Raw genomic sequence first — 21,380 nt, forward strand, 5'->3', positions numbered from 1 at the left:
CGCATAATATAACGAAACAGCTTAGGGTTGATTAATGAATGTGAATAGTTGGTCTGTGTTGCTAGCAGACGAAAAACAAAATGAATATTTCCAACAAACGTTATCGTACGTAAACCAACGTCGAGCGCAAGGAATTAATGTTTACCCTTCTGAACAAGAGGTTTTTGCAGCGTTTGATTCGCCCTCGTTTGAACAGATAAAAGTGGTCATTCTAGGGCAAGATCCTTATCACGGTGCAGGCCAAGCACATGGTTTGTGTTTTTCGGTCAAGCCAGGTGTTAAACCACCGCCATCGTTAGTGAATATCTATAAAGAATTGCAAACTGATATCTCTGACTTTCAACTTCCTCAACACGGTAATTTACAAGCTTGGGCTGAGCAAGGCGTATTTTTGTTAAATACTGTGCTTACTGTAGAAGAAGGGCAAGCACACTCTCATAAAAAACTAGGATGGGAACAGTTTACTGATCGCGTCATTGAACTGTTAAGTAAGCATGGTGAAGGTATTGTTTTTTTGCTGTGGGGGGCTCACGCACAAAAGAAGGGTAAAAACATCGATGCAACAAAACACGTTATTTTAACCGCACCTCACCCGTCGCCATTGTCTGCACATCGTGGCTTTTTCGGTTGCCAGCACTTTTCCAAAACCAATAAATATTTACAGCAGTTAGGAAAAGCGCCGATTAATTGGCAAGTCTAATTGTCTAAAAAGTGTCTTCAATATGCTTAGCAAATTCATCCGCTGCCATAAAGCCCGTAACCCGACGATGGCTTATCTCTTGACCTTCTAAGTTAAAAAATAAGATAGAGGGTAAGCCAAACACATCATAATGCTTCATCAATGCAATACTTGCAGCAGAGCCAGTATCAGTAAGGTCTATTTGCACTAAGTGAGTATTCGCTAATGCTTTTTGTACCACAGGTACTGGAAAGGTTTTATGTTCAAACTCTTTACAGGCGACACACCAATCAGCGTATAAATCGACCATAACTGTTTCGCCATTAGCATTTGCTTCGTTCACAACCGCTTCAAGCTCAGCTAAATTATTGACGTAAGTAAAGGCTTTTGTTTCGGCGTGTTGTGTGGGTAGCACTTGGTAGTACTGTGCTAAGTGGTAGCTAAAAAATAACGTTATCGCGACGATTACACCACTATTGAAAAACTTTTTTATAGTGGTTCGGTTTTTTAACGTTAACTTTAAGAAGTAAGCACTCGCTGACAATAGAATAATTATAGATAGTGAAAATGCTATGCTACTTGGTAATATTCTTTCGAGTAAAAATACAGGTACCGTTAATAATAAAAAGCCAAATACAACTTTTATTGTTTCCATCCAAGGTCCTGCTTTAGGAAGTAGCTTGCCACCAGAACTACCCAGAATAAGTAGTGGTATTCCCATGCCTAAACTCAATGCATAAAGTGCAGCAGCCCCTAAGGCAACATCCCCTGATTGAGAAATATACAATAGAGCACCGGTTAAAGGTGCGGTGGTGCAAGGTGAAGCGACTAAACCTGATATTGCACCCATACTAAAAACGCCACCATAAGAACCCGATTTTTGGCTATTACTTAAATTGTTTAATTTTTGCTGCCAACTGGTCGGTAGGCTTAAATTGAAAACACCAAACATTGAAAACGCTAGGAAAATAAACAACACGCTTAATGTAATCAGTACTGCAGGGTGTTGAAACATCGCTTGAAATTTGGCACCTGCTAACGCAACAACTATACCTAATAAGGTATAGGTTACTGCCATCCCCTGTACATAGGTAAAAGACAATGTAAAGGCTCGGCTAGTCGTTAATGTTTGTTTTTGTCCAACAATAATCCCCGTTAAAATTGGGTACATAGGAAATACGCATGGAGTAAAAGATAACAATAAACCACCAAGGAAAAAGGCTGCAAGGGTCCACCAAAGGCTTTCATTTTTAAGTAATTCCACTAATTGATGTTGTTCGCTACTTGGGCTAGCTGACACCTTAGTATTAACTGAAGCGCTATCTCCCGTATCTTGTGACATAGCCGCAAAAATATCAGCGGAACTGGCACTTGAGGAAATTAAATCAATGGTTTTAATTTCAGGCGGGTAACAGAGTCCTTTTTTGGCACACCCTTGAAAACGGATCACCAATTGTGCATTGTCATCAATATTTTCTAAAACAAGGGTAATTGATAGCGGCTTTTCGTAAATTTCTTGGATACCAAAAAATTCATCCTCGTGTTGAACCCCTTGAGGTAGTTCAACTTCATTTACTGTGACGTTTTTACCGTCAAAAGAAAACTGTTTCTTATATAGATAATAACCGTCAACAATATCGAAAGTAATTTCTACCGTTTGTTGTTTTTGTTCAAAATTAAAATTGAAGGCAAGATCGGGTGATAAGAACTCCTGTTCATTGTTAAACAGTGAACTAGCGCTACTATCAAAAATAGAGTCTTGAGGGCTTGCAGAAACCAGAGAAACAGTTGTAACGCAAAGTAGTAAAAGTAAGGAGAGAATATGTTTAATCATGAGTATGTATTGATTCATCTAGCCAAGTTAAATAATCCTGATTCCCTTTGCTAATATCCAAAGCGATAATTTCAGGTACGTCATACGGGTGAAGCTGGGTAATTGTATCAGCTAATTGTTTAAATATTGCAGCTTTTGATTTGATGATTAGTTGCACTTCAACGTTTTTTTCAATATTACCTTGCCATAAATAGACAGAAGAAACGTTTGAAATAATATTCACGCAAGCTGCTATGCTTTGTTTTACGAGTGCTTCAGCAATTTCATTCGCCACCTCATTAGAAGGGCAGGTACATAACACGATTTGATACATAATATTGAGGCCATCTGTTAGTGCTTGCCCTAATCTAAAGTAATATTGAGGGTCTGTAAAACGTCACTGGTTGAAAAAGACCTGATAAGCCTCATATCTGTTTCAATGTATTAGGAGATTTTATTACATGTTTCGCATTTTGTTTTTTTTATTTATCGTCATTCCCATCATTGAAATAATGGTATTAATGCAGGTAGGAGCATTAATTGGTGCATGGCCCACAATCGCAATTGTTGTTATTACTGCATGGCTTGGCGCAAAGAATGTAAAACAGCAGGGAATTGCTACTCTACAATCTGTGCAGGATAAAATGGCGCAGGGTGAAGCACCGTCTAATGAAATTGTTGCGGGTTTACTTTTGTTAGTGGCAGGTGTGCTATTGGTGACACCTGGTTTTGTTACTGACTTTTTTGGTCTGTCGCTATTAATCCCACAGGTTAGAAATGGTTTGATTAATGCCGTGCAAAAACAATTATCACAACATACCGTTGTACATACACAACAGTTTGGCTTTCATCAACAATCTCCGTTTGATCAAGAAGAGCAACAGCCTGAGCAACGTAACGAGAACAAAACGATTGAAGGCGAATTTGAACGTAAAGAGTAATTTTTTTAAAAAAAGGGTTGTATTGATGAAATACGGCCCTATTTATCTTTCAACTTAATTATTTTGTTAACAACATTCTCAGGAGAGAAATAAATGAGCATTCGTCCATTACACGATCGCGTAATTATTAAGCGTAAAGAAGTAGAGTCTAAGTCTGCTGGCGGTATCGTTTTAACGGGTAGCGCTGCTGAGAAATCGACTCGTGGTGAAGTAGTTGCCGTAGGCAACGGCCGTATTTTAGAAAACGGTGAAGTACGTGCCTTAGACGTAAAGGTAGGTGACCAGGTTATCTTCAATGAAGGCTACGGCGTAAAAACGGAAAAAATCGATGGTGAAGAGGTATTGATCCTTAGCGAAACTGATATTTTAGCTATCGTTGAGTAAATATTAATTCATTGTACGTTGATTCTATATTCACGTATTGGTTGAAATTTAGGCATGGTTTAAAGGTTATTTAACTCACAACGAGTACTACTCGTTTTACGTGAGAAACTTAAAACTGAGCCAAACATAAAAAATAGGAATGATAAAAATGGCGGCAAAAGACGTATTATTCGGTAATGATGCACGCGCAAAAATGCTTAGCGGTGTAAATATTTTAGCTGACGCAGTAAAAGTAACGTTAGGTCCTAAAGGCCGTAACGTGGTTTTAGATAAATCATTTGGCGGTCCTACTATCACAAAAGATGGTGTTTCTGTTGCGAAAGAAATCGAACTTGAAGACAAGTTTGAAAATATGGGCGCGCAAATGGTGAAAGAAGTCGCTTCAAAAGCAAATGATGAAGCTGGAGACGGTACAACAACAGCAACCGTATTAGCACAATCAATAGTGACAGAAGGCTTAAAATCAATTGCTGCGGGCATGAATCCAATGGATTTGAAACGTGGTATCGATAAAGCGGTAATTGCAGCAGTTGAAGAACTTAAAGGGCTTTCTACGGCTTGTACAGATAACAAAGCGATTGAACAAGTAGGTACTATTTCTGCCAATTCTGATAAAACAGTTGGTGAAATCATTGCAACGGCAATGGATCGTGTTGGTGCAGAAGGTGTAATCACTGTTGAAGAAGGCCAAGCATTAACTGATGAGTTAGATGTGGTTGAAGGTATGCAGTTTGATCGTGGTTATTTATCGCCTTATTTCATTAATAGCCAAGAAAACGGTACGGTTGAATTAGAAAATCCATTTATTCTTTTAGTGGACAAGAAAATATCAAACATCCGTGAATTACTTCAAACACTTGAAGCGGTAGCAAAAGCGGGTAAGCCGTTATTAATTATTGCAGAAGATGTTGAAGGTGAAGCATTAGCGACACTTGTTGTTAACAACATGCGTGGCATTGTGAAAGTAGCAGCAGTAAAAGCGCCAGGTTTTGGTGACCGTCGTAAGGCTATGTTACAAGACATCGCAACCCTAACGGCAGGTACAGTGATTTCTGAAGAAATCGGTATGGAGCTTGAAAAAGCAACATTAGAAGATCTTGGCCAAGCTAAACGTGTTGTTATCTCTAAAGACAATACCACGATTATCGATGGTATTGGTGAAGAAGCAGACATTCAAGCTCGCGTTTCGCAAATTCGTGGTCAAATTGAAGAAACATCTTCAGATTACGACAAAGAAAAACTTCAAGAACGCCTTGCTAAGTTAGCTGGTGGTGTAGCAGTCATTAAAGTGGGTGCTGCCACTGAAGTTGAAATGAAAGAGAAAAAAGCACGGGTAGAAGATGCATTACATGCAACTCGCGCTGCCGTTGAAGAAGGTGTAGTAGCAGGCGGTGGTGTTGCTTTAGTACGCGTTGCTGAGAAAATTAAAGCCCTTCAAGGTGACAACGAAGACCAAAATCATGGCATTAACGTTGCGTTACGTGCGATGGAATCTCCGTTACGCCAAATCGTGACCAACTGTGGTGATGAAGCATCAGTAGTGCTAAATGAAGTTCGCAATGGCGAAGGTAACTATGGTTACAATGCAGGTAACGGTACATATGGCGACATGTTAGAGATGGGTATACTTGACCCAGCTAAAGTAACACGTAGTGCCTTACAGTTTGCTGCATCTGTTGCTGGTTTAATGCTAACAACTGAAGCGATGATCACCGACGCACCCGTTAAAGACTCAGCTCCTGCAATGCCTGATATGGGCGGCATGGGTGGTATGGGTGGCGGCATGCCAGGTATGATGTAATAGATTTTTAAATCTATAACTGTAGCTCTAACTCTAACCATTTAAACGAAGCCTGAATAGTGATATTCAGGCTTTTTTATCTCTATTAATATTCTACCAACAGATGTTTTGTTTTAATTATACGAATTTTTGACGTTAGTTTATCCATTCTGAAAGGTCTGCATTAAGGCTTATAGCGGACACTGGTATTTAATTATAAAACGGCTGCTCTGATACGATATAAACGTTAGTCTTGGCTTACCTAGCGATAAGTGATCTGTCATTGCGGTCATTATCATCAATAATTTTTTAGCTATTTTTAATATTCAAAAGACGTTAAATTAACTATCATATTAATAGCTACTAAAACAGTCATTCATCATTAAACAACTAATGCTAACTTTTTGATGACGTTAGTGTTTGTTTTACTCATTGGAGCTCCACAGACAAAGTAATCATTATATCGATAGGGCTTAGGTTATTTAGAGCGATAAGCGTGTTGGTGCCAGAACGAAGTTGGAGTAACTTACTCGCTTTTACGGAAATTTAGATATAATTCTTATTTTCGAATCATCGATAGCATATAAACAGGAAAGCATTCAGTGGTTGAGAGTATTGTAGTAATGTTTGAAAATATTGTCTTAGTGGTGTTTTTTTCTTATTTATTTGTAGCCACCTATCTTTGTAGTCTTAGCTCTGGCAATCGCTTACGTCATAAACTACTTGCAGCTTATCTATTAGTTGTAGTCATTGATTTGAGTAACATCATATTTAACGACTTTTACCAAACTTATCCCGATTTAGATATGCTCAGATATAATGTTTCACTGTTTATGGGGCCGACTTTATACCTTTATGTTAAAACAGCTATTTATAATGACTTTACATTAAAACTTAAACACTTATTGCACACCATTCCTTACGTCATAGCTTGTCTCGTGATGATACCCAATTTTTTCAGTGTGGATAATGCTTCAAAACAGCTTTGGTATGACAACTTCACTGCTGTAGCTGAATTAACCTTTATTCATTTCATGACATCTATACAGTTTGGCTTGTACCTTGTAGCCATTTATAAACATATAATAAGGTATCGGAAAGTTGTTGTAGAAAATTACTCTGATGCAGATAGATTAAACAAGCGTTGGTTAACCCAACTGATATTTTTGTTTACTCTGATCTATTTTATAGGTTTAGGAAGAATGTATTTTAGGTTCTCGATTTACCAAAACTATGAGTTAGAAAGACTAGTGCAACTATTCATGGTTATTTCGGCGTTATTAAGTATTTGTTGTATATTGTGGCAAGCGCTGCATAAACCTGAGCTATTTAACGGAGTAAGTTCAACCATAACAGTGACTGATGAACTGGCTACCAGTAAAGATAATTCAAGTGTTGCTAAAACTCCCACTATCGAAACTGAAAAATACGATGCTATTGTTTTGCGATTAAGGAACTACATGGAGCATAATAAGCCTTTTTTAGATCCCTATTTAAGCGTAGATACTTTGGCGGAACGAATTAACCTACCTAGCAGTGAGCTCTCAATAACTATCAACAGAAAAATAGGGCAACACTTCTTTGATTTCGTGAATTTGTATCGAATAAATTTAGCTGCCGAAATGCTGATCAAAAATGAGCAACCGTCAAAAACGGTTTTAGAGATCTTGCACGAAGTGGGGTTTAATTCAAAATCATCGTTTAATACTGCCTTTAAAAAACACCTGTTGATGACACCTTCTCAATATCGAAAATTACATTCATAAGTTATCAATAGGTATGAATTAATTTTTCATTAATCACGCTAGCCCAATATAAATGCAAGGTCCGACTTTTTTAGTCGGTCGAACTATTGCTAGAACTACGCCATTATACCCCTTCAATGTTGACGCCATTACTATTTAACGAATGGCAAAATGATCGCCCAATAATGATTCTTTCCACGACTAAGTTAGCAGGGAAATATTTACTATTGGGTTTCATGTTTAGTATAAAGGGTAAAAAATGAGCAGATCTATTAGTTACAATACAGCACTATATGTGAAAGCTACTGTACTTTCACTCTGTCTAATAATGGGGCTAACAAGTGGTTTAGCACAGGCAGACGAGATAGATGATTTTCTGCGTGCTGAAATGCTCGACAGAAAAATTCCTGGTTTACAATTGGCTATTGTTAAAAATGGAAAAATAGTTAAAACAGCAAGTTATGGTTTAGCCAACATTCAAGACGCTATTCCGGTAGACGATAACACCGTATTTTCAATTAACTCAATTACTAAGGCATTTACCGGTGTCGCGGTAATGCAATTGGTTGAGCTGGGCAAGCTTGAAGTGTCTGCAAAAATCTCTAAATACATACCAAGTTTACCCGCTGAATGGCATAACGTTACAGTAAAACAGCTATTAACTCACACTTCAGGGCTACCAGATATCATGAATAGCAACAATGCCCAGTTAATTTCCAGTGAGGGTGCAAAAGCGTCATGGGAATTAGTTAAAAAAAGGCCACTAGATTTTAAAGCCAATAGCCAATTTCGCTATAACCAAACGAATTATTTGCTGATAGGTAAAATCATAGACAATGTGAGTGGCCAAAATTTTATCGACTATATAACTCAAAACCAGTTACGTAGAGCAAATATGGGTAGAACCGAAGAAGCCGGCTTTTCAAATCTTAAAGACGTAGTAATGCACTCTGCGCGTCGTTATACTTATTATTATGGCTCGGGCGAAATATCGAACATAAAGGCGGCAGACTTCCCGGCTTTTCTTCGTACTACGGCAGGCATGAGTTCTACTGCTACAGAAATTGCTACTTGGATTATTGCTTTACAAAATGGAAAGCTCCTAAGTAAACCTTCAAGTATCGAGACCTTATGGACACCAGCAGTACTCACTAGCGGTAAAACCAAAGGGTTTAATAAATTATTAAACGGTTATGCATTAGGATGGCCTGTTGTTGAAAGGCCGGAACACCCAGCAGTTGCAGCATCAGGAGGGGATCGTGCCGCGTTTTTTGTTTACCCAGAAGATGATCTATCAATTGTGGTGCTCACCAACCTTATGGGCGGTCTTCCATCACACTTTATAGATGAAATTGCAGGTTTTTATATTCCTCAAATGAAAGCAAAAAATGGTTTTGGCTTGCCTCCTGCCATAAAAGTACTTTGGAAGGAATTAGAATCACAAGGTTATATAAAGGCTGTGCAGCTTGCTAAAGAGTTACAGCAAACTCAACAGTTAAAGTTTGAAGAGGACGCATTAAATAGCTGGGGTTATAAGCTGATAGAACAAAAGCAGTTGCAAAAAGCGTTAGAAATTTTTAAATTGAATACCCACCTTTACCCTTTAAGCGCCAATACCTATGATAGCTTAGCGGAAACTTATTGGTTGTTAGGTGATAAACATAAAGCAGTTGAACTTTATAAAAAAGTACTTGAGTTAAAACCTGATAACAAACACGCTAAAGAGCAATTAAAAAAGCTGATGAAAAGTTAAGGTAAGGACGTTACATTATAACTTCTCAATATAAGAGCTAAGATCGTAAGCTGTTTTCAATATGCATCTTAATTCATAAAATTTAAAAATGTTTAACTAAGCCCTTGATTGGGGCAACAAGCGGGATATTCTACTTTATGTATTTATTTTTTAGTTAATGATCAGTTGCTTGTTCTATATATGGGCAGCATGATGTAATTTATGCTTGATTAAATAGATTCTGACATCGTTGCTTTTTCGACTCGCATAGCACGAGCTATGCATCGCTTAAAGCGCCTTGTCATTGTCAATTTACCCTACGCTGAATGTATTGTTTGCACATTCATGAATAAAAAAAACCGCCTTGGCGGTTTTTTTTATTCTGCGTATAACTACAGTTGTGACTGCAAATAGTTCTCTAAACCAATAGTTTTAATCAGTCTAAGTTGTTGCTCTAACCAAAACGCATGATCTGTTTCCGTATCATCAATTAACGTTTGCAGTATGTTACGAGTCACAAAATCTTTTTTCTGTTCACAAAGCGCCATGGCATCTTTTAAAGCGTTATCTACAGCAAGCTCTACGTCTAAATCATTGCTTAGCATCTGTGGCACGTCTTTGCCTATATCAAGGCCGGTACGTGTAACCATGTCAGGCGTACCTTCTAAAAATAGAATACGCTCTATTAATAGTGTGGCATGACCTTTTTCGTCATCAAACTCATGATCGATACGTTCAAATAGCTTTGTTAAGCCCCAGTCATGGTACATTCTTGAATGAATGAAATATTGGTCCATTGCGGCTAATTCGTAAGCTAACAAGCCGTTTAAGGCGTTAATAATTTCTGTATTACCTTTCATGATTAGTCCTCTATAACTGTGCTTGTAAATATTTCTCTAAACCCATTTGCTCAATTTGGTATGCTTGTGTTTCTAACCAATCTAAATGTTCTTCTTCGTAATCAAGAATTTCAACTAATAACTGACGAGTAACAAAGTCTTTTTCTTGTTCGCAAACCACGATCGCTTGTTTCATTTGTTCAATTTGCGCCAATTGAAACTTAGTATCGCATTGCAACATTTCTTCGGTTTTTTCACCAATTGATAATGCGCCAAGTCGTTGTAAATTAGGTAGTCCTTCTAAAAATAACACGCGCTCAATAATGGCATCTGCTTGCTTCATGTCTTTAATAGATTTTTTATAGCATTGATCATTTAGCTTACTAAAGCCCCAATTTTTATACATTCGGGCATGCAAGAAGTATTGATTAATAGACGTTAGCTCGGTAGTGAGAACTGTGTTTAATGACGTAATAATGATGCTTTGACTTTGCATGAATAGCGCCCTGTTAGCAAATAGTGGTTCTATTATAGAATGTGTAGGCTAAAAGTCAAAAAAACAAATAAAATCAATGGTTTAATATTGAAAACTATTCTTGTTTCTATTTTTATTAAGCATCAATATTTACAGGTTTTTGAGGAGAATAAGAGAATTACAGGAAAAAGAGGCGGTTAGCCAACATTTTGAAAAAGTGATTCATCAATAATCGTGTTATCCATAATACGTTGCGCTGCTTTTACACAAGATCCACAGTCTTTACCAACAGCAAGATGTTTTTTAAGCTCACGCATAGAACCTACGCCTTCATTGCGTACAACGTTTTGAATATCTTTATCTGTGATGCCATTGCAAATGCAAACAAACATAATACTACCCTTAATGATTATGCGAGTGATAATAGTTATCATTTGGTTAAAATGCAAGCATAATATTTGTCTTTTTTCTGATGTGAAAATTTATCTAGATAAGTCAATGTGATACTAAAAACTTGACGTGAAAATAAAATATTACAAGTGACTACTTCACAAGATGGAAAGCTGACAAGCTTAGTGAATAACCAAACATTAAATGGTAATCAATCCGCGAATGTAGCTAAGATTAAAGCCAATGCGTTTATTGATTATCAACTTCAATACTTGCTTGGTCTAATGTGCAGTTTGGCGCTTTTTTTGTTGGTAAAAGGCAGCAGAATGTCAATAACACGCTAAGTCTTCCTTCATATTTGCGTGTTGATGTTGGCGTTAAATATCAAATGGAACATGTAAACAGTATATTTACGGTTAAAGTTGAAAATGTATTTGATAAGGCTTATTGGAGCTCAGCGGGGGCAAAAGGCATATGCCTGGTAGAGGTAGAACAGTTATGGCATCTTATACTTATTCATTTTAATGAACGTTTTTATCGTTAATCAGCGTGAACAGCATAGATTTGGAATGAATATTGTAGTGTGTGATTATTAGCATTATGATGTTGATTACAATTGAACACACATTTTTTAGTCAAACTCCGGTCTAATTAATAGGCTTATAGCAAAGAGGAAAACGTGATGTATAAAGTGAATAGAATTATCTCCACATTATTATCTGTTTTATTTGTTGTGCCAATGGCTTTAGCTGGGACAAGTGAAGTAACGTGGCAGAACCCCGATAAATATAGAGATGTGTATGCTGGACAAGAACATAGGGCTAAGTTTAAAAAGCGCGTGTTTAAAGAGTTTGAACAGCACTTTGCTAAACTTGCAGAGCAACTTCCTAAAGAACAGGTTTTAAAAGTTACCGTAACTGATGTTGATTTAGCGGGTGATGTTCATGAAACCATGGAGCGTATACGTGTGATTAAAGATATTCATATCCCACGTATGAAGTTTTCATATCAGTTAGTTGATGCTTCAGAGCAAATTCTTCAAGAAGGCGAAGAACATTTGAAAGATATGGGCTTCATGATGCGTAGTAGTTTACGTTATAACAACTCTTTTCTTCATTATGAAAAAGTGATGTTAGACGATTGGTTTGAAAGTACTTTTAAACAATAAGTAGTGCTTTAAAAAAAGCTGTCATTACAGCTTTTTTTATTGCTTATTATTAACACACCTACATAATAACTATTGTTGTGTTGTCTTGAAATAAACGGTGTTTCGTGACGTAGTCAACTATTGAGTCGCGACATTAAGCCAAAATCGAATTCAATTGACCAGCGTTTGACCTATTTATTGACGGTAGGTATTTTCAAAATTACCTAAGACATTAAACAATTGTTCTATTTTTTTGACTAACATAATAAGTAACTGTTGATCTTGAGTTTGTTGCCACTTTAATAAGTCGTCAGCAACTTCTTCTACATAGGGTTGAAAAGTATTGGCATTGGCGTTAAAGCCGGCATCTTTGGTAAAAATATTTTCAAAATTTGCCATCTTTTTTTCACGCAAATCCGTTAGTGTGGCATCTGCCGCCAACGATTTTTTTAAAATAATTGAAATATTGTCTACCAATTGTTTACTAACAGCTTCACTCATAGCACATTCATAGTTTGTTCAAAATAATGGCGGCTATTATGCCAGCTTTATGGGGGTTTTGTTAGCTTCACCTGCAATTTCTCTCACTACTTTAGGCATTAAAAAGCCAGGCAAGATAGCCATCATCTCTGCGACTAATGTTTGAGCTTGCTGATTGTCAATATCAAAATGCGCGACACCTTGTACCTTATCGAACAAATGTAAGTAATAAGGTTGAATGCCATGATCAAAGAGTTGTTCACTAAGGTGGCATAAGGTGTTTACTTCGTCGTTAACTCCTTTTAATAAAACACTTTGATTGAACAGCGGTATTCTAGCTTGCCGCAAGGGCTCAATGGCGTTTGCAAATTGTTGATCTATTTCATTTGGATGATTGATATGAAACACAAGGGTGCTTTTAAGTCGAGTGTTTGCGAGCATATTCACCAACTCAGGTGTGATCCGTTGGGGAATTACTACGGGTAATCTACTGTGGATTCGTAATCGCTTTACATGTGAGATACGTTCTATTTCTGTTATCAACCAATGCAAGTGTTGATCATTAGCCATTAAAGGGTCACCACCGCTAAAGATCACCTCATTAATTTCTTGATGGTCTGCGATGTAGTCAAGTGCTTGCTGCCAACGCTGTTTATTCGGGCTGTTATCAGCATAAGGAAAATGACGACGGAAACAATAACGACAATTAATCGCACAGCCGGCTTTCACTATCATAAGCACACGGTGTTTATATTTATGTAATAACCCTTCAGCGACAGTGTCATGTTCTGCTAGCGGGTCGGTACTGAATCCTGTGGTTTCAATAAATTCATCCGACAATGGCATTACTTGTTTTAGTAGTGGATCATCAATGTCGCCTTTTATCATTCGCGCAATAAAAGGTTTGGGTACACGCACGGGGAATAGCTTACGTGCTGAAAAGTGAGCTTGGTAAGCATTTGGGTCAATATCAAGCATTTTTAACAGTTCACTCGGGTCTGTCACAACGGCTGCTAACTCTTTTTGCCAAGAAGTGTGCAAATTATCGTGAATATAAGGTATTATTTGCGGCATTTATAATTTCAATCTCTCGAAAGTAAAGCGAGTATTTATGGCTTCATTCAGTACTAACCAATTTAAAGCCGGTCTTAAATTAATGATCGACGGCGAACCTTGTAACATTTTAGAAAATGAAATCGTTAAGCCGGGTAAAGGCCAAGCATTTAACCGTGTAAAAATCCGTAAGTTAATCTCTGGCAAAGTGCTAGAAAAAACCTTTAAATCAGGTGATTCTGTCGAAGGTGCTGATGTAATGGATTCAGAACTCGGTTATTTATATGCCGATGGCGAATTCTGGCATTTTATGAATAATGACACCTTTGAGCAAGTTGCTGCTGACGAAAAAGCGGTAGGCGATAATATAAAATGGTTATCGGAAGGTGATTTATGTACGATAACGTTCTGGAATGGCACGCCAATTTCGGTAACACCACCTAATTTTGTTGAGTTAGAAATTACCGAAACTGACCCAGGTTTAAAAGGTGATACTGCTGGTACTGGCGGTAAACCTGCTACATTATCAACGGGCGCTGTTGTACGCGTTCCACTGTTTGTGCAAATTGGTGAAGTAGTAAAAGTCGATACCCGCACGGGTGAATATGTTTCACGCGCAGGTAAATAACGCGTTTTATTGTTTCGTTTAAGTAAGCCTTGCTAAGCAAGGCTTTTTTTTGCGCTATTGTTTGTTAAATGTAATCCCGTCTAGCGTTAGCGCGCTAATACTGTGTTGCTCAATATAAAACCTAATGAGCTGCCCACGGGTTGGTCTTAATTTTATACGTAATATATCTGGCTGCTTAAAAGCTGTGGCGGTTGCGTGTAGATTACCCCAAGTCACGAAATACTTTTCATCGTTTAGCGAAATATTAACTTCACCTGCAAGTGGGTGCGCATAAGTACCTGTAAAAGCTTTTTTATCAAGTGTTAAAGCGAGTGGTTTTTCTAGGTAACCTTGTTCTTTTTTCACATAGACTGTGCGGTATTTTTTTGCCATGTTTGCGAGTTTAGCTAAACGTGCAGCTGCTGTTTGTTCTATAGCATTTTCCTTTAATAGAGAGCCATAAATATAATCGGCAATAACATCTGTTAGTTTATCGTTTAACATACCTTCGTTATTTAAAATAACCAATCCAATGCCTTGTTCTGGCATAAAAGATAGATGCGGCCGATAACCATCAAAACTGCCAAAATGATGATAGGTTTTATGTTGCTTGTATGGACCGATATACCATCCTAATCCGTAGTGAGTACGTTTAAAGTCACCTCGTGCACTGTCGAGTGCCACGATTGGTTTCTGGGTGAAATGTATACTTTTGGATAATGAAGATATTTGCTTCGCGCTGAGTTGATGAATAAGAAACGTTGCCATATCACTTATTGTCGAATAGATACCTCCAGCTGCATGTAAGGTATTGTCTTGCTTCTCTAAATAAAGCGCTTTTTGAGGCGATAATGAAAAGTAAGTATAGGGTTTGGCAATCTGTTTGTTATTTTGTAAAGCTTCACTTTTAAAGCCTGTTGTACTGAGCATGTTCATCGGTGTTAGTACATGCTGTTTAACGACAGTTTGCCAGGGATGATAGAAGGTTTTTTCGTACCACAAACTGATAATGTTGTACCCTAAATTTGTATAGTCAAACTGACCAAGTGGGTTTTCTTCATTAATAGTTAAATGTGTCAGCATGGTTAATTTTAGCGTTGGATTATGTATGCCTGTGAGTGATACGGCTGTTGTTAAATATTGATCTGATAATCCAGAAGTATGTGCGAGTAAATCTTTTATTGTGATGTGTTCTGCCTTTATTTCAGTTTGGAAATTAACTTCAGGGAACATTTCTTTAAGCGTGGTATGTAAACTGTACTTTGATTGCGACAATACTCTTTGTATTGCAAGTGAAAATATCGGCTTCGTAATAGATGCGATATAATAGAGTGTGTTAGCAGTCGCTTTTTCTTGTTTGGCAATATTGGCGTAGCCGTGTGTATTTTGGTAAATGACTGTACCATCTTTTACAACTGCTACAGATAAAGAGCTTTTAAGGTCCAATGTGTCGATCGTGTTAATAAGAAAGCGATCAAACTTTTGCAGGTAACTGTTAGCATTTGACACTTGGCTGAACAGCAAAAATATTATGGTTGGTATGATACGATTTACTATTTGCAGGTACATAGCGTAAACTCGATAGGTAATTATATTGAAACCATTGCTAACCAATAAAATAATTAGCGATGGTTTCCGTGCTGTTTTAATCTCTAGGCGTGTAACGGTAATGTGGTTTTTCTTCTGGCCAACTACTTAAAGGGAATGGGTATTTATCGGTATTAAGCGTTAAAAACTGGTTAATATGATAAATATAGTTATTTAAGCTTTCACCAAAGCTTTTAAGATGAGTGTTTCCTCGACCTGTTGCCAGTAGTGATAAAAATTGGAATATGGCAATTAAGGTGATAATAAAACGGGTAAAACCTGCAATAAAACCAAATAGCAGCATGAATAAACCACGTAACCATGTACTTGCACTTAACCAGTTCTTTTTCTCTGTCGAATTAATTTCTCTCATAATATCCTCTACTGCTAAAATAAAGCATAACCGCAATGATAAATAGTGAACATCGCCGTTAATTGATTATTGATGCTCAATATAAGCAAAAGTGTGACCATAAAATATAAAGTAAATATTAACAATGGGTTAAGTTATTTTTTGCAGAAGAGGTAATAGTGGTTTTTACTATTCTTAGGTTTAATTTGCCACTTTGTATTGTTTTTAAAAGTTATAAAAAAACCTGCCAATTGGCAGGTTTTTGATGCTTCAGTACAATGCAGTTTTACTGTTTATTTTTTAAATGACGATTGAAATATTGTGTTTTCATCGTATTTAGATGCAGTGTTGTACCTTCACCTTCATAAATACCGTGGCTGCGGTTAGGGTAAGACATAAAGTCAAATTGCTTATTATGTTTTACCAATTCGTTGATTAGGCGTTCAGCACCTTGATAATGCACATTGTCATCACCCGTACCATGTACAAGTAATAAATTACCTTCTAGATTCTTTGCATGCGTGATGGGAGAACCTTGCTTGTAACCTTCTTCATAGTCAGGCAATAACCCAGAGTAACGTTCTTGATAAATAGAATCGTATAGCTTTTGATCAGGTACCGGCGCTAATGAAACACCTACATGATATTTTTCAGGGTAACGGAATAACATATTTAATGTCATTGAGCCGCCGCCCGAATGTCCCCAAATACCCACACGATTTGTATCTATGTAATTCCAACGTTTTGCCATGGCGTCTAAAGCGTCAGCTTGATCGCGTGAAGCAAGAATGCCTACCGCACCGTAAATTGATTTACGCCATTCGCGCCCTTTAGGTGTTTGTGCGCCACGACTATCAATAGAAGCAATAATATAGCCTTGCTCCGTCATATAGCTGTCCCATAAGTATGAACTTCCTCGCCATCTATTTTGCACCGTTTGACCAGCAGGTTCGCTGTACACGTAGAAAATAATGGGATACTTTTTAGTTGGATCAAAATCAGCTGGGCGCATAATGTAACCGTCAAGCACAACACCGTCTCTGGCTTTTACTTGAAAAAATTCATGACTGGGCTTATTCAATTTTGCTAACTTGTTAACAAGCTTTTTGTTGCTCATTAACATGTGCTTTTCTTGGTGCCCTTCAATCGACACTAAGCGTTTTTGCGTTGGCTTATCAAACGCGGAATAACTATGCACAGCCCATTGGCCATTTGGTGACATTTGATAATAATTTACACCTGCAAAAGTATTAGGTGTTAAACGTTGATTGACAACACTACCATCAAGTTTACTACGATATAAATAGCGTTCAGAGGTATTGCCTATTGATGCGGTAAAGTATACCCAACCACCTTGTTCATCAATGGCTTGTATTGAGCCGAATGCAGTCACATCGAAATCACCAGGCGTTAAATTAATTACTTCTTTACCGTCTCTTGAAATGCGGTATAGATCACGCCAGCCACTACGTTCACTTGTCCAGATAAAGTAGTTGCCATCATTTAACCAGTGGGCATCATCATAAAAATCGAGGAAGGTTTCTTCTTGCTCGGTCATAATGCGGGTTAATTGACCACTCGTGCTGTTCGCAAGATATAAGCGATTAGTATCTTGCTTGCGATTCACGTGTTGGATCAGTATTTCTTTGCCGTTACCTGCCCAATTCATACGAGGAATATACATATTACGTGAATTAAACGGTAAATCAGGAAAGATAGTTTCTTTAGTGGATAAATCAACAATACCTATTTTTGCGAGTGAATTTGTTTCGCCCACTTTAGGATAAGGAAATTTTGTAATGGTTGGGTAAAGTTCGTCGGTGTTGTTGATCATGATGAAGTCTTTACTGCCAGTGGTATCTAATTGCCAAAAAGCAATTTTGCTACCATCTGGGCTCCAGCGAAAACCATCACGAATCGAGAATTCTTCTTCATACACCCAATCAAATAAACCGTTGATAATACCGTTTCCTGCATCATCAGTTAATTGAGTTATGTTGTTGGTTGATAAGTTTTCAACGTACACGTTATCTTCGCGCACATAGGCCACGCGTGTTCCGTCAGGCGAAAATTTTGCAAACATTAAACTGCTTGGTTTTGCGTTTGCTCCACCTAATTGCACTAGTTTATTTGTTGCAAGGTTAAGTACCCAATAGTCACCGCGGCTATTTGAACGCCAAACGCGTTTACTATTGGTATAAATTAATAATTGCTTGCGATCTTCTGACCAAATGTAATCATGAATTGAAAGTGGAGAATCTTTTCCTTCAGGTGTTAACTGCTGAGCGCTTACTAGTACTTCACGATCCAGCGTTTGAGGGTTATAAATAACGATATCTTTGCCAACTGAAACTGACTTTCCTTCTTTATCTTTTTTACTAGCGGCTGATTTTTCAATAGCGGTATAGCCGCTGTTGTCAGCTAACCAACGAATGCGCCCGATTCTATCTGAGCTAAATTCGTAATCTTGATAAATTCGCTTTAGTGTTAATGTGTTCTCTTCTTTAGCGAGATTATTCTTTGCCTGTTCATTAGGCTTACTGTCTGTTGATTGGCAGGCCACAATCGCTGTGGTGAGCGCTGCACCTATAAGTAGTTGCTTAATTGTTGTTAATTGCATTGTGATATTCCTTATGGATAACGCCGTTACTTTAAATTGTATACAATTCAAAGGCAATAAGTCACCGTTATTATTCTAGCGCAAAGGTGAATTTTATTTTATTTACACGCTTGAATTTCGTGCATTATTGCCTCACTTATAATCATTATTTGTTTTAATTTTGAAATCGATATGACCAAAGCACTCGAAATCTCAGATCTCAAGAAAACCTACAAAGGTGGCTTTCAAGCGTTAAAAGGGATAGATCTTTCCGTTGAAAGTGGGGATTTTTTCGCGTTACTCGGCCCAAATGGTGCGGGTAAATCCACTACAATCGGTGTGATAACTTCTTTAGTGAATAAATCTGCAGGAAAAGTAAAAGTTTTTGGCTATGATATTGATCAGGCACTAGAAACGGCAAAAAGTCATATTGGTTTAGTGCCACAAGAGTTTAATTTTAATCAGTTTGAAAGTTTAACGAAAATATTAGTAAATCAAGCTGGCTATTATGGCGTAGATCGAGAAACAGCTCATCAGCGAGCTGAAAAGTATCTAAAGCAATTAGATTTATGGGAGAAAAGAGATAATGCAGCGCGTATGCTCTCAGGTGGTATGAAGCGACGCTTAATGATTGCTCGTGCATTGATGCATGAACCCCAAATGCTGATTTTAGATGAACCTACAGCGGGTGTCGATATTGAGTTAAGACGTTCTATGTGGGACTTCCTTCGCGAGTTAAATAAGCAAGGTATTACCATTATCTTAACGACACATTACCTAGAAGAGGCTGAGATGTTGTGCCGCAATATCGCAATTATTGATTCAGGCGTTATTGTTGAAAATACAGATATGAAATCGTTATTGGCAAAGCTAGATTTAGAAACGTTTATTTTAGACCTCAAGCCTAACAGTAATGTCCCTGTACTCAACGGATTTTGTTATCGGGTTATTGATGATCATACCGTAGAGGTTGATGTGAAAAAATCACAACGAATTAATGATGTATTTGCACAATTGAGCGAGCAAAACATTGATGTGATCAGTATGAGAAATAAAAGCAACCGATTAGAAGAGCTGTTTGTCAGCCTTGTTGGAACAGGCGAAAAAGCGGAGGAAGCGTAAGCATGTCATCTACCAGAAATATGGTTGCCTTAAAAAGTATTTTACATAAAGAAACTCATCGCTTTATGCGTATTTGGGTGCAAACATTAGTGCCACCTGCCATTACCATCAGTTTGTATTTTGTTATTTTTGGTTCGTTAATCGGTTCAAGAATTGGTCAAATGGGCGGCTTTGATTATATGTCGTTTATCGTACCTGGTTTGATTATGATGAGCGTTATAACTAATTCCTATTCTAATGTGGCATCTTCGTTTTTTAGCGCCAAATGGCAACGCAATGTCGAAGAGATGCTCGTCGCTCCTGTACCTAATTGGGTCATCGTTGCTGGTTATGTTGGCGGTGGTATGGCTCGTGGTATATTAGTGGGCTTAATTGTTACAATCATCGCGATGTTTTTTACTCAGATCCAAATTCATAATGTATGGGTGATCATTGCCACAGTCGCACTTACGTCAGCAACCTTTGCTTTAGGTGGTTTGATTAATGCCGTATTTGCAGGCAGTTTTGACGATATTTCTATCATTCCTACCTTTGTATTAACGCCGCTAACGTATTTAGGTGGGGTATTCTATTCGATAAGTTTATTACCTGATTTTTGGCAAGGCGTGTCAAAAATCAACCCCATTGTCTATATGGTTAATGCTTTCCGCTATGGATTTTTAGGTATTTCTGATGTCAGCTTACCAGTGGCGTTTAGTGTGCTAGGTGCGTTTATTATTGGTTTATATGCCATTGCCATGTATTTGATCACTAAAGGTATTGGATTAAGAAGCTGATGGATGAAACACAATTAGGAGACTCAAAAGTTATTGTGACTAACCAAACGGGGATTCACGAGAAACTGACAGAAATTGTTGAGAAACATCTAGCGCATCGTTCAAAAAAGCCTTATCAACAACATACGTTAGAGGCATTTTCTATTGCAAATGAACGCGTTAAAGCACACCAAGGAGAGGTGATCCTCGATTCATGTTGCGGCGTTGGCCAAAGTACCCGTTTATTGGCGAAAAACAACCCTAATGCTTTAGTTATTGGGGTTGATAAATCGGCGCATCGCATAGAGCGTAATGATGAAGAGTTGATTGAACGTACCGATACGCAAGGGGTGAATAACTACCTACTGTTACGTGCTGATCTTAATGATTTTTATCGTTTAGTGGCCCAAGAAAAATGGCAAGTAAACCAGCATTATATTCTTTATCCTAACCCATGGCCTAAAAGTAAGCATATTCAACGTCGATGGCATGGCAGTGCTGTATTTCCTGAAATAATTTCATTAGGCAAACGTATTACTTTACGTAGTAATTGGCGTTTATATCTCGAAGAGTTTTTAATTGCGGCTAAGCTAACTAATCGTACTGGTGATATTTGCAAAGTGGAAAATAGCCCTGCATTGACACCGTTTGAAGCTAAGTACCAAGCGAGTGGACAAACTTGCTGGCAGCTAGATATTTTCTAGTATGGGCTGATAGCGAAATTACGTGAGTACTTTATTGTTGGTCAATTTTTTAAAAATTGTTGGTTAAAATTACCATTTTATTGTTTTTGTAACTACTATTAATCATAGTGGTAATCATTGTTTTATAGGAAAAATGCAGATAAAACAATGGTATATCAATATTGGTCTGATATTTGTTTATAGATAAGCATCAGTC

General features: G+C 37.6%; 22 protein-coding genes. 12 read left to right on the forward strand and 10 right to left on the reverse strand.

The genetic code is table 11. The features are described 5' to 3' along the window. Positions 1-34: 34 nt before the first annotated feature. Positions 35-700 carry a uracil-DNA glycosylase gene (ung, locus tag BI291_RS03730; RefSeq protein WP_139302546.1) on the forward strand — a complete coding sequence of 222 codons (666 nt, stop codon included), beginning with the start codon at positions 35-37 and terminating at the stop codon, positions 698-700. Between the two features lie 4 nt (positions 701-704). On the opposite strand, the gene BI291_RS03735 is transcribed toward ung, so the two are convergent. After that, positions 705-2,513, reverse strand: coding sequence for a protein-disulfide reductase DsbD (locus BI291_RS03735; protein ID WP_074496410.1), 1,809 nt, complete (start codon positions 2,511-2,513; stop codon positions 705-707). Next, entirely contained in the window at positions 2,506-2,826 is a 321-nt protein-coding gene (gene cutA / locus BI291_RS03740; protein WP_074496411.1) for a divalent-cation tolerance protein CutA, read from the reverse strand. The genes BI291_RS03735 and cutA overlap by 8 nt, the downstream gene beginning before the upstream one ends. 127 nt (positions 2,827-2,953) lie before the next feature. On the opposite strand from cutA, the gene BI291_RS03745 reads away from it, so the two are divergent. The 5 genes from BI291_RS03745 to BI291_RS03765 all read left to right on the forward strand — a co-directional run bounded on the left by BI291_RS03745 (position 2,954) and on the right by BI291_RS03765 (position 9,095). After that, on the forward strand, positions 2,954-3,433 hold the full coding sequence (locus BI291_RS03745; protein WP_074496412.1) for an FxsA family protein: 480 nt from the start codon (positions 2,954-2,956) through the stop codon (positions 3,431-3,433). A gap of 93 nt (positions 3,434-3,526) precedes the next feature. Further along, a complete protein-coding gene (locus BI291_RS03750; protein WP_074496413.1) occupies positions 3,527-3,817 on the forward strand; it encodes a co-chaperone GroES in 291 nt (96 codons plus the stop codon). Between the two features lie 148 nt (positions 3,818-3,965). Then, on the forward strand, positions 3,966-5,618 hold the full coding sequence (gene groL, locus BI291_RS03755; RefSeq protein ID WP_074496414.1) for a chaperonin GroEL: 1,653 nt from the start codon (positions 3,966-3,968) through the stop codon (positions 5,616-5,618). A 581-nt stretch (positions 5,619-6,199) separates the two neighbouring features. After that, positions 6,200-7,363, forward strand: a complete 1,164-nt coding sequence (locus BI291_RS03760; protein ID WP_074496415.1) for an AraC family transcriptional regulator — start codon at positions 6,200-6,202, stop codon at positions 7,361-7,363. A gap of 238 nt (positions 7,364-7,601) precedes the next feature. Further along, the gene (locus BI291_RS03765) at positions 7,602-9,095 is read left to right on the forward strand and encodes a serine hydrolase (RefSeq protein WP_074496416.1); all 1,494 of its coding nucleotides are present in this window, start codon (positions 7,602-7,604) and stop codon (positions 9,093-9,095) included. A 371-nt stretch (positions 9,096-9,466) separates the two neighbouring features. On the opposite strand, the gene bfr (BI291_RS03770) is transcribed toward BI291_RS03765, so the two are convergent. The 3 genes from bfr (BI291_RS03770) to BI291_RS03780 all read right to left on the reverse strand — a co-directional run bounded on the left by bfr (BI291_RS03770) (position 9,467) and on the right by BI291_RS03780 (position 10,780). Then, positions 9,467-9,934, reverse strand: coding sequence for a bacterioferritin (bfr, locus tag BI291_RS03770; protein ID WP_074496417.1), 468 nt, complete (start codon positions 9,932-9,934; stop codon positions 9,467-9,469). A gap of 10 nt (positions 9,935-9,944) precedes the next feature. Then, the gene (bfr, locus tag BI291_RS03775) at positions 9,945-10,409 is read right to left on the reverse strand and encodes a bacterioferritin (protein WP_074496418.1); all 465 of its coding nucleotides are present in this window, start codon (positions 10,407-10,409) and stop codon (positions 9,945-9,947) included. 176 nt (positions 10,410-10,585) lie between these two features. Then, entirely contained in the window at positions 10,586-10,780 is a 195-nt protein-coding gene (locus tag BI291_RS03780; protein ID WP_074496419.1) for a (2Fe-2S)-binding protein, read from the reverse strand. A gap of 284 nt (positions 10,781-11,064) precedes the next feature. On the opposite strand from BI291_RS03780, the gene BI291_RS03785 reads away from it, so the two are divergent. Further along, positions 11,065-11,322 (forward strand): TonB-dependent receptor, encoded by a 258-nt coding sequence (locus tag BI291_RS03785; protein ID WP_074496420.1) that lies wholly within the window; start codon positions 11,065-11,067, stop codon positions 11,320-11,322. Positions 11,323-11,460: 138 nt separating this feature from the next. Next, the gene (locus tag BI291_RS03790) at positions 11,461-11,946 is read left to right on the forward strand and encodes a DUF3016 domain-containing protein (RefSeq protein WP_083601884.1); all 486 of its coding nucleotides are present in this window, start codon (positions 11,461-11,463) and stop codon (positions 11,944-11,946) included. 174 nt (positions 11,947-12,120) lie between these two features. On the opposite strand, the gene BI291_RS03795 is transcribed toward BI291_RS03790, so the two are convergent. Continuing rightward, the gene (locus BI291_RS03795; RefSeq protein WP_074496421.1) at positions 12,121-12,426 is read right to left on the reverse strand and encodes a hypothetical protein; all 306 of its coding nucleotides are present in this window, start codon (positions 12,424-12,426) and stop codon (positions 12,121-12,123) included. Positions 12,427-12,462: 36 nt separating this feature from the next. Next, positions 12,463-13,479: an EF-P beta-lysylation protein EpmB gene (epmB, locus tag BI291_RS03800; RefSeq protein ID WP_074496422.1), complete on the reverse strand. Its 1,017-nt coding sequence runs from the start codon at positions 13,477-13,479 to the stop codon at positions 12,463-12,465. 37 nt (positions 13,480-13,516) lie between these two features. On the opposite strand from epmB, the gene efp reads away from it, so the two are divergent. Beyond that, positions 13,517-14,086, forward strand: coding sequence for an elongation factor P (gene efp / locus BI291_RS03805; RefSeq protein WP_074496423.1), 570 nt, complete (start codon positions 13,517-13,519; stop codon positions 14,084-14,086). A 54-nt stretch (positions 14,087-14,140) separates the two neighbouring features. Here the strand turns inward: efp and BI291_RS03810 are convergent, their stop codons facing one another. The 3 genes from BI291_RS03810 to BI291_RS03820 all read right to left on the reverse strand — a co-directional run bounded on the left by BI291_RS03810 (position 14,141) and on the right by BI291_RS03820 (position 18,624). Continuing rightward, positions 14,141-15,634 carry a serine hydrolase gene (locus tag BI291_RS03810; protein WP_074496424.1) on the reverse strand — a complete coding sequence of 498 codons (1,494 nt, stop codon included), beginning with the start codon at positions 15,632-15,634 and terminating at the stop codon, positions 14,141-14,143. 76 nt (positions 15,635-15,710) lie between these two features. Then, on the reverse strand, positions 15,711-16,025 hold the full coding sequence (locus BI291_RS03815) for a DUF4389 domain-containing protein (protein ID WP_074496425.1): 315 nt from the start codon (positions 16,023-16,025) through the stop codon (positions 15,711-15,713). Positions 16,026-16,290: 265 nt separating this feature from the next. After that, complete coding sequence (locus BI291_RS03820) at positions 16,291-18,624, reverse strand: S9 family peptidase (protein WP_083601885.1); 2,334 nt, start codon at positions 18,622-18,624, stop codon at positions 16,291-16,293. A 171-nt stretch (positions 18,625-18,795) separates the two neighbouring features. Between BI291_RS03820 and BI291_RS03825 the strand changes: the two genes are divergently transcribed. Genes BI291_RS03825 through BI291_RS03835 form a run of 3 tightly spaced genes read left to right on the forward strand, consistent with a single transcriptional unit; the run spans position 18,796 to position 21,184 of the window. Then, a complete protein-coding gene (locus BI291_RS03825) occupies positions 18,796-19,725 on the forward strand; it encodes an ABC transporter ATP-binding protein (protein WP_074496426.1) in 930 nt (309 codons plus the stop codon). 2 nt (positions 19,726-19,727) lie between these two features. After that, positions 19,728-20,501, forward strand: coding sequence for an ABC transporter permease (locus BI291_RS03830; protein ID WP_074496427.1), 774 nt, complete (start codon positions 19,728-19,730; stop codon positions 20,499-20,501). Further along, positions 20,501-21,184: a tRNA (guanosine(46)-N(7))-methyltransferase TrmB gene (locus BI291_RS03835; RefSeq protein WP_074496428.1), complete on the forward strand. Its 684-nt coding sequence runs from the start codon at positions 20,501-20,503 to the stop codon at positions 21,182-21,184. Before BI291_RS03830 ends, BI291_RS03835 begins: the two co-directional genes overlap by 1 nt. Positions 21,185-21,380: the final 196 nt, after the last annotated feature.

The sequence above is a fragment of the Thalassotalea sp. PP2-459 genome (genome assembly GCF_001913705.1).
Taxonomy (GTDB): Bacteria; Pseudomonadota; Gammaproteobacteria; order Enterobacterales; family Alteromonadaceae; genus Thalassotalea_C; species Thalassotalea_C hakodatensis.